Origin of the sequence: Photobacterium swingsii, from assembly GCF_024346715.1 — a bacterium.
Taxonomy (GTDB): domain Bacteria; phylum Pseudomonadota; class Gammaproteobacteria; order Enterobacterales; family Vibrionaceae; genus Photobacterium; species Photobacterium swingsii.
Genome location: NZ_AP024852.1, coordinates 1,662,322 through 1,676,257, shown reverse-complemented (window position 1 = coordinate 1,676,257; position 13,936 = coordinate 1,662,322). Strand labels below are relative to the sequence as shown.

13 protein-coding genes and 1 pseudogene are annotated in these 13,936 nt (G+C 40.9%); 7 read left to right on the top strand and 7 right to left on the bottom strand.

Annotated elements, in window-relative coordinates; genetic code table 11:
- The first annotated feature begins 11 nt into the window (after positions 1-11).
- The gene (locus OCU77_RS07875) at positions 12-194 is read left to right on the top strand and encodes a hypothetical protein (RefSeq protein ID WP_048901107.1); all 183 of its coding nucleotides are present in this window, start codon (positions 12-14) and stop codon (positions 192-194) included.
- A 316-nt stretch (positions 195-510) separates the two neighbouring features.
- On the opposite strand, the gene OCU77_RS07870 is transcribed toward OCU77_RS07875, so the two are convergent.
- On the bottom strand, positions 511-1,233 hold the full coding sequence (locus tag OCU77_RS07870) for an HNH endonuclease (protein ID WP_239686100.1): 723 nt from the start codon (positions 1,231-1,233) through the stop codon (positions 511-513).
- A 99-nt stretch (positions 1,234-1,332) separates the two neighbouring features.
- Between OCU77_RS07870 and OCU77_RS07865 the strand changes: the two are divergent.
- A pseudogene (locus OCU77_RS07865) lies at positions 1,333-1,495 on the top strand (IS110 family transposase); the annotation flags it as partial.
- Positions 1,496-1,691: 196 nt separating this feature from the next.
- Here the strand turns inward: OCU77_RS07865 and OCU77_RS07860 are convergent.
- The 4 genes from OCU77_RS07860 to OCU77_RS07840 form a co-directional block, all read right to left on the bottom strand.
- Positions 1,692-2,168: a hypothetical protein gene (locus OCU77_RS07860; RefSeq protein ID WP_048901108.1), complete on the bottom strand. Its 477-nt coding sequence runs from the start codon at positions 2,166-2,168 to the stop codon at positions 1,692-1,694.
- 54 nt (positions 2,169-2,222) lie between these two features.
- Positions 2,223-3,080 carry an IS3 family transposase gene (locus OCU77_RS07855; RefSeq protein ID WP_107303171.1) on the bottom strand — a complete coding sequence of 286 codons (858 nt, stop codon included), beginning with the start codon at positions 3,078-3,080 and terminating at the stop codon, positions 2,223-2,225.
- Positions 3,077-3,385, bottom strand: a complete 309-nt coding sequence (locus OCU77_RS07850) for a transposase (protein WP_048901110.1) — start codon at positions 3,383-3,385, stop codon at positions 3,077-3,079. Before OCU77_RS07850 ends, OCU77_RS07855 begins: the two co-directional genes overlap by 4 nt.
- 194 nt (positions 3,386-3,579) lie before the next feature.
- On the bottom strand, positions 3,580-4,332 hold the full coding sequence (locus OCU77_RS07840) for a hypothetical protein (RefSeq protein ID WP_048901111.1): 753 nt from the start codon (positions 4,330-4,332) through the stop codon (positions 3,580-3,582).
- Positions 4,333-4,431: 99 nt separating this feature from the next.
- Between OCU77_RS07840 and OCU77_RS07835 the strand changes: the two genes are divergently transcribed.
- Positions 4,432-5,451 carry an IS110 family RNA-guided transposase gene (locus OCU77_RS07835; RefSeq protein ID WP_048901126.1) on the top strand — a complete coding sequence of 340 codons (1,020 nt, stop codon included), beginning with the start codon at positions 4,432-4,434 and terminating at the stop codon, positions 5,449-5,451.
- Between the two features lie 439 nt (positions 5,452-5,890).
- Positions 5,891-6,934, top strand: a complete 1,044-nt coding sequence (locus OCU77_RS07830; RefSeq protein WP_107302444.1) for an IS110 family RNA-guided transposase — start codon at positions 5,891-5,893, stop codon at positions 6,932-6,934.
- 494 nt (positions 6,935-7,428) lie between these two features.
- Here the strand turns inward: OCU77_RS07830 and OCU77_RS07825 are convergent, their stop codons facing one another.
- Positions 7,429-8,616: a HEPN/Toprim-associated domain-containing protein gene (locus tag OCU77_RS07825; RefSeq protein WP_107302443.1), complete on the bottom strand. Its 1,188-nt coding sequence runs from the start codon at positions 8,614-8,616 to the stop codon at positions 7,429-7,431.
- A 1,052-nt stretch (positions 8,617-9,668) separates the two neighbouring features.
- Here OCU77_RS07825 and OCU77_RS07820 point away from each other — a divergent pair.
- A complete protein-coding gene (locus tag OCU77_RS07820; protein ID WP_048897279.1) occupies positions 9,669-10,148 on the top strand; it encodes a cell division inhibitor SulA in 480 nt (159 codons plus the stop codon).
- A gap of 191 nt (positions 10,149-10,339) precedes the next feature.
- Positions 10,340-11,746, top strand: a complete 1,407-nt coding sequence (locus OCU77_RS07815; RefSeq protein WP_048897325.1) for a basic amino acid/polyamine antiporter — start codon at positions 10,340-10,342, stop codon at positions 11,744-11,746.
- An 89-nt stretch (positions 11,747-11,835) separates the two neighbouring features.
- Here OCU77_RS07815 and OCU77_RS07810 read toward each other — a convergent pair whose 3' ends face one another.
- Positions 11,836-12,237 carry a hypothetical protein gene (locus tag OCU77_RS07810; RefSeq protein WP_048897278.1) on the bottom strand — a complete coding sequence of 134 codons (402 nt, stop codon included), beginning with the start codon at positions 12,235-12,237 and terminating at the stop codon, positions 11,836-11,838.
- 962 nt (positions 12,238-13,199) lie between these two features.
- Between OCU77_RS07810 and OCU77_RS07805 the strand changes: the two genes are divergently transcribed.
- Positions 13,200-13,934 carry an IclR family transcriptional regulator gene (locus OCU77_RS07805; protein WP_107302442.1) on the top strand — a complete coding sequence of 245 codons (735 nt, stop codon included), beginning with the start codon at positions 13,200-13,202 and terminating at the stop codon, positions 13,932-13,934.
- The last annotated feature ends 2 nt before the right edge of the window (positions 13,935-13,936 follow it).

Sequence of the window (13,936 nt, the reverse complement as noted above, 5' to 3'; positions counted from 1 at the left end):
ATACATTGACGATGAATGACAAAAAAAGACGCTGGCCCGCCATTGAAGACCTTCCTACTCTTGAGCAAGAAGCGTTTGAAAACTATTTAGCAGGTAGTCAAAGACCACTAAATGAAGACGGTACTCAGGGTTATTATCAACACGACAATGACGCTTGGAAACGCTCCTTACAACGTAGAAAGTGTGATGACTGAGTTGATATATATGCCAACATCAGCTAAAAGCTAAAAGCTAAAAGCTAAAAGCTAAAAGCTAAGTACTCAACTCAAACACAAAGACTATCGCAATGTTTTATTTACCCTTCATAATACCCAATAAGGCGACTAGAGGCGTCATTATGAAAGCCAAACCAAGACCTTATATTACCTGACACTATTGTTGAGAACCGAGGGAGTCCATGTAGTCGTTAAATGGAGAACAACGCAATACCGAGCTGCCGCAGACCACTGTAAACACTAACGCAGCGCATAGTAAAGCCAAATCACTCTTAAATGCCTGTATGGCATTTAATTACCCAAAGTGCATTTCTCTATGACAATTAGGGCACAGCGCCGTAGTATTTTCTAAAATATCTAAGCCACCATCACATAAACGTTTTATATGATGAACTTCAAGGTAAGGTGTGCTGTCTTTTAAACGAATAAAAGGCGCTATTTGACCACATTTTTCACAAGAACCGTCAGCAATAGTCAAGCGCTCAGCAACAACATAAGGATTGCGTTGATAAATTGACGTAGTAACGACGATTCTACGAGGTTTAGTAGGAGCCTCTTCGATCTTTTTTAATCGCTCTGAACGAGTCAATTTAAGAGACTTAAAGACATCATTTTCAAATTTGCTTTGTACTAGTTCAGCAGTTTCCTCCGCTTGAAAAACTTTACGATAATGCGATTCAACTTTTCTCATCGATATCGCATTCGTCTTGTAGTGAGCCTCCCAATATTCAATATGCTTTATCAAAGCGTCTAAAGCATTTTTCAAATACGATGATGGGAAATCCTTCGCGATATTACATAGAAAATAATCCATTGCGCTGTGGCTCATCGCCCTTTGAAATAGCCGACCTTCTAACATATATTTAAAACAATTTATGAAATCTCCGGCGCTCGTTTTATTTAAACCATATGTACACGACAAGATTGCTATGCCATCTGCCTTTTTTAATATTCCCAAAAACACATCCTTACTAGTCATGTAAGCGAATGCTACTTGTTCTTCGGTTATTTTTGCCACCACAATTTCCTTCTGTGTATATTGCCTAACGAATGACATGGATTCCCCCTACCGAGGATCTGCCACACTTATGTGGTACTTAATTGCATCGGAGGCACCATGTCTGATTATTCTTATTTCTGTGGTATCGACCTAGCTAAAAACCACTTTAGTCTTCATGCCGTAGACCAAAACGGCAAGGTCATACTTCATAAGTCAGTGACCCGCTCTAAACTACTGACAACAAGAGCAAATATGCCAATAAACAGACCGAATGTAGAGCGGCAGTCCCAAACCTTATATTACCTGACGCTGTTGTTGACAACCGGGGGAGTCCATGTAGCCTGCATAACACGTTTGCTACGATACAGACTTAGCTGAATTTTAACGCCTTAATCACTGAAACTAAAGGCAAACTGACAATGCCGAGTGTAGCAAATCGTGTTGATGCATTTGTTATAAAAATCCTTAAAGCGCGTTTAGATTTGACTATATATATCTAAAAGAGATCCATATAAACATTGATACCGTTTCTGAAGAAGATTCAATGACTCTGGTGTTAATTCAAATCCCGAGCTGATTTCTAAATTGGTATCTAATTCAGCTAACCTCTGAGCATATTTTTGACTTTCTAAATTATGAGCCAGCTCATTTCTAATTTTATTTAGAAGATCAATATCTCTAAACATTAGTGCTATGTCATCACGATATAATATAGCTTTAATGATTCCATGCTTCTGTGAAAATGACAATTCACTTTTTAAAATTGAATTTGGATAAGGAAATGATTTCTTAATTATTTTTTCAAACATTTCTTCAATACAAAGGTGCATTTTTAATATAAATAACTCAGTTTTACCTCCAAGATTTAAAGAGGTGTAAGTTGCCATTCTGTATGTATCTTCAAGGAAAGATTCATTATACTTAACATTTGGATTTATATGTATTAATTTCATTTTTACTCAAATTTCATTGATTTTTTGGTGTACCCCACAAAAAGTAGACACCTGTTAACTTGCCATTTGCTCGTACTCAACTGGGCTTACATAACCCAAGGCTGAGTGCCTTCTCTTGCGGTTATAAAATACTTCGATGTACTCAAAGATACCCACCCTTGCTTCATCGAGTGACTGATAATCTTCTGCGTAGATCAGCTCAACTTTAAGTCGACTGAAGAATGATTCCATGACCGCATTGTCCCAACAGTTACCCTGGCGGCTCATGCTCGGCACGCCTCCATGCTTGCGCATGAAGTCTTGATACTTATAAGCGCGATATTGTACGCCTCGATCTGAGTGCACGATAAGCCCTTTAGTCGGACGACGCGACTTGAACGCCATTTTGAGGGCGTTTGTAATGAGTACTTCCGTCATCGTCGTATCGAGTGACCAACCGACAATACGTCGTGAATGAAGATCCAGCACTGTCGCTAAGTACAACCACTGCTTCTTCACCCAGATATAAGTAATATCGGTGACCCACTTGCGATTAGCGGTATCGGATTGAAAGTCTCTACGTAATAAATTATCGGCAACATTCGTCATCGCTGCCACATCCTTACTGTATTTAAACGACTTTCCGTTACGTGCTTTAATGCCTTTTTTTGACATAATATCAGCAACATAGTTAACGCTACAGTCTGAACCTAATTCATTTAATTCACGCGCGATCCTTACCGCGCCGTAACGAGCTCGATACTCAGCATACGTCCGCATGATGAGTTGCTCAAAGCGTTCACGACGCTTTGCTCGCTCGCTAGGCGAGCGCTCAAACCACCGATAGTAACCACCTCGTGAGACATCTAAAGCGCGACACATCAGGGCTATCGGATACTCATCCACATAACTTCTAATGAACTCGTACTTCACTCTTGCTGCTTCGCGAAGTACGCCGAGACCTTTTTTAAGAACGCCATCTCTTCTTTTAAACGCTTGTTTTCACGCTTAATTGCTCGAAGTTCTTCAGACTCTTTCTTAGAGTAATCAACACCCTCAAGGGTGTTAAACTGTTTATCAGACAGCCGATTAAACTGACGCTTCCAGTTCGCGATCTGCTGGGCGCTTACGCCCAACTCTTTGGCTACTGACGCTGCAGTTCTGTCTGGAAGTTCAGAGAGACGAACCGCTTCTTTGCGGAACTCTTCTGTGTACGCTGGATTTCGATGTTTACCCATAGTTCACCTCACAATTAGACCCTAGATCTAACTTAGTAAAGTGTCTACAAAACGTGGGGTACTCTGTCGGGTAACGCCCAATTAAGGTGTGAGGCACGCAATACCGATGCCACCGCATACTACCTTAATCACTAAAACCAACGCATAGTAAAAATGCCACGCGTGCCGAATCACTCTTAAATTGTTTGTTAGTTTTATTGCATCCGCCAAACTTCACTTTCGTCTATATACTGCAAAACATCAATATCATTAGACTCAAAGTAGCTTTGAGTATTTACCAACACTCTTTCGGTAACCTTTTCAATAAAAGTTAATGGATATACTAGTTCGACTCTATGACCAGAAACTAGTTGCTCCTCTGAATTAGAGGCAATATTGACAACTTTATATCCGGGTTCATTGTAGATACCGTAACTTGCACCAGAACAGTTTTGGAAGCTATGAATCAAGTTATTTCGAAGCTCGTATAGCAAACTAAAGTGAGAAAATTGGTCTATGTACGCTTTATGTAACTTACCATTATCACTAGCATATTTATTCCATAAAGTGATGATCTCCTCAGACTTTATATCTACTTGTGAGATAGCGGTAAAACCTGATACCGCTAGCGTTTCATCTGTCGGAAATAACCTACTTTTGACGAAAATAGACATTTCTTCAGTTGCTAAACACTTAAGCTCATCAATGTCTTTTACATCAGAGTGAATGAACGCATTGAGTTGTTGGATGCTAATTAACCTTCCATCAGTCCAATCACTGAACTTCTTCAGGGTGCTAATAAAGCGATTTCTATTTTTCTTTTCACTCGGCAACGAAAAGTTAGAAATGCCATCAATCAGACACAAGTAAAGCGAAATTTTGTACTTATCAGCACATTCCAATTTTTTGATATTGATGAAGTCATTTCTAAATGAACCAAAAACACATTCTATCGCCCGCTTGTTCATTTACACTCTCCATAAAACTAACGAATGGCATGGACTCCCCTCTCATCAGGCTCTGCCACACTTGGTAATGTCTGACGACCAAATTTATTGGAGGCCACCATGTCACTCTCTATCTATGGCATTGATTTAGCCAAGCATAGCTTTAGTATCCACGGCGAAGATCCTACAGGCAAGGTACTGATCCACAAAACAATAACGCGGTCTAACGTTTTAACGACGTTTGCCAATATCCCACCGGCTATCATCGGTATGGAGGCCTGTGGGGCTTCGCATTATTGGGCTCGTGAACTGACTAAACTCGGTCATACGCCAAAAATTATGGCGGCCAAATATGTGGCACCTTTCAGAACGGGCGCCAAAAACGACCTCAATGATGCCGTTGCTATTTGTGTTGCTGTCGCCCGTCCTTCAACGCGCTGCATTAAAATCAAATCTGCAGACCAACAAGCCATTCTGTTACTTCACCGTGCGCGTGAAAACTGGGTGCATGAACGTACTGGATTACTCAATCAAGTTCGAGCTATGCTCGCCGAATTTGGTGTCATCGCCCCTGTCGGTCGGCATGCTCTCCAACGCGCAATACCCGAAGCATTGGAAGATGCCGATAACCAACTACCTGATTTATCGAGGGCGATTATCGCCGATTGTTACGACCATCTTTTAACACTCAACCAACGCATTGAAGATCAAGAAAACTGCTTCAATATGCTGGTATCACGTAGCCATAATGCCAAGAAAATAATGAAAGTAGCGGGTATTGGCCCAATCACGGCTACGGCAGTTATTGCCAGTATCGGTAAGGGTGAGCAGTTCGATAAAGGCCGTGACTTTGCTGCGTGGCTGGGCCTCGTTCCTTCCCAATACTCGACTGGCGGTAAACCTCGGCTAGGCCGTATCACTAAGAGAGGCGATAAGTACCTTCGAACATTGCTGATACATGGTGCGCGGGCAGTCATTGCCAACCTCGGTGATAAAACCGACAGGCTCAGCCTCTGGTGTAAAGGCCTCGTTGAGCGACGAGGCTTCAAACGGGCGACCGTGGCACTGGCAGCCAAGAATGCGCGAATTATCTGGTCGCTACTTCGTCACGATACCGACTACGAACCGATTAAAAACTAACAGCTGTAGAAGCCCATTTAAAAGGGAGTAATAAACTTCACCGGGTCATAGCAATAGCCAATGATGATATATGGTTCAGACCATTTGCGGGAAAACCTGATATGCAGGCGGGCAATAAAAATGCCTTCTAACGAATAAGGAACCGCAACCGCGTAGTTTCATCAGGGTCATGGCAAATATGCCAATAAACAGACCGAATGTAGAGCGGCAGTCCCAAACCTTATATTACCTGACGCTGTTGTTGACAATCGGGGGAGTCCATGTAGCCTGCAATAAGGTGTGCCCCATTGAACCCACAAAGCACACTGAACTCCATACTAAAACCGCCGAGTGTAACGCATCACCTTGATTGCCTTGATACTTATTGAGCCTTCTCCGACAACATGCCCCAAAGGAGTATGCTGGAAGGCGACTAAACCAAAAAACGGAGAAGACTCATATGCAATTTTATACGAAGAACCACCCTTATTACTGCGGGATAGATCTCCATGCCCGTTCTTTATATGTCTGCATCATCAACCATGATGGTGAAATATGTATCCATCAAGAGATTAAAGCCTCACCTGAACATTTAATGAGAATTCTTGAACCCTATATCGGGAATATTATTGTCGGCGTTGAATGTATGCATTGTTGGTATTGGGTAGCCGACTGGTGCGAAGACAATGCGGTCGACTTTATTCTCGGACATGCTTTGTACATGAAAGCGATTCACGGCGGTAAAGCTAAAACCGACAAAATTGATTCTTTTAAAATAGCTAAACTACTTCGTGGTGGTACATTCCCTGTCGCCTATCATTACCCTAAATCAATGCGTGCTACACGTGACTTATTACGTCGCCGAATGAAAATTATCCGTCATGGCGCAATGCTTAAAGCACACGTCAGTAACACTTTGAGTCAATATAACTTACCCGCCCATGGAACCAATCTTCGCTATAGCCAGGCACGAGATGCACTACGCGAGACCTTTGACGATAAATACGTTCAAGCTAATATCAATCTCGATTTAAACCTCGTTGAACATTACGATAAAGAACTTCGACAGATAGAAAAACAGGTGGAAAACCATGCCATCAAACACTTCTACCGTGAATACCATTTACTCAAATCTATCAAAGGGGTCGGTAAAATACTCGCCCTCACCATTCTCTATGAAATCGGTGACATCCAACGCTTTGATTCAGTACAGAAGTTTGCTTCTTACTCTCGCCTAGTCAAATGCAAAGCTGAATCAGCAGGTAAAATCTATGGTACTTCAGGTGCCAAAATTGGAAATGCTCATCTTAAATGGGCGTTCTCTGAAGCTTGCGTACTTTATCTTCGAGGTAATGATGATGCCCAACGCTATTTAGCCAAGCTTCAACGCAGAATGCCAAAGTCGAAAGCCCTATCTGTACTCGCTCACAAATTAGGGCGATGTGTTTACTTCATGTTAAGGAACAAAACACTATTCAATGAAGATCAATTTATGAAGCGTTAGTCACGCAGTGAAAGAGGCTCATCGTCTAACTGTGCCAATATGGTCGAGTACGAATCGCAGTCATTAAACCATGAGATAAGGCCATGACCTTACAACTGACGCGTGTACCAATAAACCAGAGCACGATGCTTTGATTAGCCCTTTCACTGACGTGCATTAATACGATTAACAAGAACGTTTGCACCCGCACTGAGCCTGAAACTAACTGGTACGAATATCGTAACCATCACCCTTTGAATAGTGCCAGATGTGGGTTAACCGATAAATGTCTAGCGACCCTGTTTCACCGCAATGGAATGCAACTAAACAGGCAGCAGTTGAGACTGCATAAGAGATCCTCAATATGTGTTTGCCGCAAGCGTGACTTGAAGGCCATTCTGACTAACGAAGAGGACGCGCTTGTTAATCGACTTTGAGTCGACCGCTAACGCGGTCGATAGGATCCACTTTGCCGCTTGACGCCCGAAGGCTCATATGTGTTAGGCCATACTAACTCAACGAAAAGCTTTAAAAATACTTTGCAATAACAGATGCATACCAGACCAATCATAGTTATCTATTTGGCTTCGGTCTTTCTCACATACTTCCAGTTTTTTATAAAATTCTTGTTGTATTTTTGTCTTATCCATTATCTCTCCTTGATATCTTTCAAGGGATTTTTCATAACCTTTCCATTGTATCGGTATAAAACCTGACTTATTTTTTAAAACATCCTCACCTAGATATAATTCAACACTCCCAGCTAAACCATTGATATTAGCTCGCTGGTTTCCTGTTGGCCCAAGTGTTGGATATTTCTCTGCGAAAGGTAAATAAGGATAATGTATAACTTTAATATTATCAGGAAGGCTTATTTTAGATACTCCCTTTACCGCAACAAAAGCAGCTGTATCGTTATCCAAAATAGCAACAACTTTATTTTTAATACCCGTACCAACAAATGCTTTGACATTTGCGACTAGAGAACTAGCTCCACCTGATGCATTAGCTAAACCAAAATCCATAAACGAGTAATAATCAGACAGATGCGGGTATAAAACACTTAAAGAACGTTCAATTATAGTACGATCTGAACTTCCTTCAGTTAAAATAATAATCTTTGAATTTACCTCAAAGTCAGCAGTTAAACTATCAACTTCATTATCCCTAACCTTTGTCTCGTGATCATAATATCCTGCATGTGTTACTTCTGTTAAATCTTGTGTAACCAATTGGTCTCGATCTGCCGATTCTAATAACACTCTTAAATATGAACGGAGATCATTCGCAGGGAAGTTATACATCCAACCATCATTTCTTGCCAAGCTTATAGCAAATTCAGATAAATTATGTTCTTCGCTTTTAAAAAAAGGAGTCAATGGAACATTATTTTCTCTTATTTCTTTAAAAGCTGCGATGTATTCATCCATTAGTTCAATTTCTTCACCCAGCGACCTTTCAAGGTTAAATCCCATAATTTCTAATCGATCAATTGCCTTGCCAACTGTTGTTACGTATTCATGCGTAACCTCATATGAATGATCATCTATGACGCCCCATACTAATGGGTTCCGCTGAGAAACTTTTCTTTTTTCAGTAACTTTATCTGACTCTGAAAAGATCGTCATAACTTCTGAATAAACATAGCTTTTAGAAGATAACACTGGGTGATTATCAACATATAATTCTGTATAAGATCCCATATTTTTCCTTTGGCCTAACATTTTCTTCTACGAATTGAATTCGTATATCCCCACCAAATCCGCAGATATACGCGCAAGATATACGATCTGTGTTCGTATATATCTCTCCAAAGATCACCCAAGCCGCATACAACAACTTCAATAATGAAGAGCATTAAATACGCTACCGCCCTCGGGTACGTCCCCGCATGCGTAGTAACAAAATGCAGGCGGTATAATACCAACTGATTGGATATGTAACTTGATAAAAGTCTAATTAACTAGGCTTTAACTGCCGACTTATAAGACAACAAGAGCTAAATGCGCAATTTTCAAGCGCTACCTGGCAGACAGGTGTTCACCACATTGAAATCTATCGGCTATGTAAGGCTACACAGGAAGGAAAATCACGCACTTAACTCATGTTCTGCATCGCGGGATCTAATTTGATTAGGTTCTAACCACCAGCAGTGACAAACCCTCACGTAATACCGGCCAATATTCACTCTATACAGTTCTCTTTGCAGGCGTGATGTAATTCAAGCTACTAGACTCTCACTTTTCAGGTTTCCACTACCTAAATTAGACAAGCTGATTTGCATCAAAATGCTCATTAAGTAATAAAACGATTAAAAACAGTAGGATAAGAAGAAAATCAGAATCTCATTTAGCTATACAGAATCCCAAATGAGGCTGGAACTGACACTGGAACTGACACTGGAACTGACAACTGTATAAACCACTGTATAAACCACTGTATAAACCACTGTATAAACCACTGTATAAACCACTGTATAAACCACTGTATAAACCACTGTATACAGTGTGAGCCATGTCAGAAAAACACAACACCATTTTTTGCCGCATTTTTATATCACCAAATACCCCCTCTAGCGAAACCAATAAAACCCATTTAAAAACAGATAGATAAAAACATACCACACAGATATTGCTAATCACCCTCCCTCGTTGCAAGCAAGTAAATGCAAAATTATCAGTTGCTAAATGTCCAATTTCACAATACTGTATATACATACAGCATGTATAGATAACCACTAGTAAGGATGATGACAATGGCTGAACTATTTGAATCACAACACTCTGTTTCTGTTTCACAGGCGTACAAATCAACGTACTCATCCTTACAAGGTACACCTCTTTCTATTGCTCAGTCTGTTAGTTGCCCAATTGAAGTCACCTTCAGCGATGAGCATCAAGCGCAGTTGGCCTACTTCCTACGATTGCTTAAACAAGCCAATCTAGAAAATCGCTGGATCATGTTTATTAGTCACGACGCTTTATTGGATAAAAAGCTGCTAACAAATGCAGGTATTAATTTGAGCAAAGTGCTCGTACTTCACAAAACCAAAGGTAAACCGCTAGCCTGCCTGATGGAAAAAGCATTAATAAGTGGGAATTGCAGTGCCGTCATCGCGACAGGTGATATTGAACTCTTTCAAACAGCAGCGATTCGCCAAGCAGCACATGAGGGAAAATCTTTAGCATTTGTGATCAATAAGGAGCAAGCTCAACAGCGCATTACGTTTCATTAAGCACAAATATGTCATATCGACACTATCATTACTTTAACTGATGACTTAGTTGATAATTGATCCAAGGCAATGAACAGTCTAATTTACTTAGATATGAACACCCTAGGTCACAAAATTTGTGCAAACACACGAATAAGCAAAATAAGATCCTTTATTATCTCCCCCACGAAGAATTTATAGTGGGTGCAATTTTGGATAACAAACTCGGATTAGGCTCTATGACAGCGCTCGTGATCGGTTCAATGATCGGCGCGGGTGTCTTTAGCCTTCCACAGAATATGGCCGCAGTTGCCAGCCCAGCCGCTGTTATTATAGGTTGGACGATCACTGGCATCGGAATGATTTTCCTTGCTCTTTCATTCCAATTTCTTTCCCAAATGAAGCCACATATAGAAAGTGGTGTCTTCGGATATGCCCAAGCAGGTTTTGGTGATTTCATTGGATTCTGCTCTGCTTGGGGCTACTGGCTCAGTGCCATGTTGGCGAACGTTTCTTACCTTGTGATTGTTTTTAGTACCTTAGGCATGTTTTTCGATACGCCTGAGCTAGTGTTGTTTGGCGAGGGCAATACTTGGTTAGCCGTTGCAGGAGCCTCCATTTTACTTTGGGCTGTACACAATCTTGTGTTACGTGGTGTTCAAACCGCAGCCATCATCAACCTCATTACAACGATCGCAAAACTCGTTCCTCTCGTTATCTTTATTATTGCTGCCTCGATTGCTTTTAAATGGAATACCTTCGTATTCGACTTCACAGGCTTACATTTCGGTGAGCAGCACGATCTACTCTCACAAGTGAAAGGCACCATGCTGATCACTGTATGGGTATTTATTGGTATAGAAGGTGCAGTGGTTGTCTCTAGCCGTGCTCGTCACCGTAAAGACATTGGTAGAGCAACTATTCTTGGTCTGCTGACTGCGCTATCAATTTACGTATTCGTTACCTTGCTTTCTATGGGGGTGATTAGCACAGAGGCACTTGCCCAGCTGCAAAACCCATCAATGGCAAAAGTGTTAACGCATATTCTAGGCCCTTGGGGCGGTGTGATTATCGGTGTTGGTTTATTGGTGTCAGTTTGCGGTGCTTTCCTAAGCTGGACGGTACTGGCATCTGAAGCCCCCTACCTTGCCGCCAAGTCAAACATGTTCCCACGTGCTTATACTGAACAAAATGCCGCTGGTAGCCCAGTTAAGTCACTGAAGCTCACAAACATTTGTGTGCAACTTTCGCTGTTCTTCGTTGTCTTTGCCGGTGGTACATACGACACTTTATTAGCCATCGCATCTGAAATGATCTTGGTCCCTTATTTCCTTGTTGGTGCTTATACCCTTCGTGTGGCTATCGAGCAAAAAAACCGAGGTAAGCTACTGATCGTTGGCATTTGCGCCACTGTATATGGATTGTGGCTACTGTATGCATCAGGCCTTAATTACCTATTACTGTCAGCATTGCTATACCTACCTGGCCTTTACTTCTACGTGAAAGCGAAGCGAGAACAAGGGGTATCCGCATTTATGGGCAAAGAAAAAGCTGCAGCAGGCTTACTAACGGTAGCTGCAACTCTAGCCGTTGGCATGCTATGGCGCGGTATGCTTTAAGCAATTACGACTCGGTATTTTCACCACAGATAAAAAAGCCAGCGATCGCTGGCTTTTTAGTATCAAACCCGTCGTAAGACGAAACAAAGCTAGTGAATACAAATACTCAATACTTCCCCATTATCATCTTCAAACGTGATCTCACAGTCCGTTTTATCTGTGATCATCTCAAGCTGATCATAATCGAGCGCATACGGCATGGTGATGAGCAGGCACATTATTCCCTCTGTGCGTGCAAGCCGAAGTAGCCGTATCACGTTATTTGCATCACTTACGCTTGTAGACAACACCTTCAACGCTTGTAATTGCAGCTTCTCAGAATCTGATAATCCACTTGGCCCAGATGACTTCCAAGACATCTCAAAGGCTGGGATCATCGATTTAAGCGCATCCATAAACGTTAAATGGTGTTGCTGGCAAGACGCTGAAAGAAAAGATGTGTAATCAAATACCACCTTCTCGCTATCTACGATTTCGCTATATGCTTTCATATCTATCCTTAATACGAAACATGGTACGTTACGCTCTTTCAGAAAACAGAGTATATGCCCAATGAAATCTTTATGCCTTGTATTTAATATACGTTTAACTTGCCTCTAGGGTATTTCAAAATCATGAAAATTTGCGTTCGATCTTGCTTTTTAGTTATTAAAATCATTAATTAAATACATTGAGAACAATTAATTAACAACTAAAAAACGAGATGAAAACAACACTCCCTAAATACGATAATTTGATATTAAAATAGTTAATCAAAATAAAACAGCTAATCGTTATAATATTTACAATGTACGCAATAAAAGCAGAAAAGATTAATACCATCAATTAAGAAAACATTATTCAAGTGGCGATAATGTGCTTTTAAGGTGACTCACGTGTGCAATCTAATGTTATCACCACACCAAGAAAAAGGTAAAAACAACTATAAAACAACAAGATAAGACGAAACAACAATATTCAACCAGCAAATTATCCAATAGAACAAGCTAAAATAACCAACTCACATTCATACCATATAAAATGAACATCCAAGATTAAATTGAAATATACTTCACCTCATTAAGGGGAAGTAGCAATTAATTACATTGTTCATTACGGATAGTGCCAGTGCTTTATTCTGATAATTCCCACCCATTATTAAGAGTAATATTCTTCATTGTTTTATTTTCGTCCAAAAGACACTTCTACCAGCACGATTCACTATTGGAGGTAAATTTAAGACTTGGATTTTAAAAACCTGTAAACAACAGTTCACGATTGCCACTCTTTTTATCAAAGCAGCAACACCCTATCCTCGAACACAAACATACCATCCCCTTCGTATTCATCATTACATTTACTGATTTTTATCAACTTTCTCATCAAATGAGAAAATACCCACCTTGTTAACCTCGTATTCGCACCAGATAAGAATTACAGTTGAGGAGTCCGATAAATAGGGATAAAAATAAGCATGAAAGAGAAAAAAAGCGCTGCCAATCAAGTAAATGAAAAGGCCTTACAGCTTTTGATGCAAGTTGCCGTGAATGAAGCCCCTGTTTCAGCCAAGGTGTTAAGCGAGCAGCTTCAAGTACCCATTAGCAGTCTGTATCGCCATTTAAAAGTGTTGAAAGAGTGGAATTTAATTGAAGAAAGTCCTTACGACAAAACGCTGATTATAGGCTCAGCGGCATTGTTATTAATGCGCAGTTACGAAACAAGCCAGCACAACTTAGATGCTGTCGATGCGGTATTAAATCGACTTCAAAAGCAAACCGGTGAGATGGCGGCATATATGGTACCTGTCGGCTATCGTGCCCTATGTGTAAGTCAGAAAGAAAGTATGCAAGCACTTCGCTGTAGTTTTGTACAAGGACAAAGCCAACCACTACTTCGCGGGGCTTCATCTAAGGTCATGCTGGCGTACTTACCCACTCAGCGCTGTGAAAAAATCCTGCGTTATTTTGGTGAAGAAGACCGAATGGATGCATGGCAAACAGAGCTAGAAAAGATACGTCGCAACGGCTTTGCTGTTAGTACATCGGAAATTGATCCCGGTGTATCTGGCATTAGCGCCCCTGTGATGAAAAGGAGTAAGTTGATCGGTGCTATTTCTGTAATGGCCCCAGCGCACCGCGTTGAAGCCAATAAAGAACGGATCATCTTACATGTATTACAGGCAGCACGCGTGTTGCCACCAGAAAGGTAATT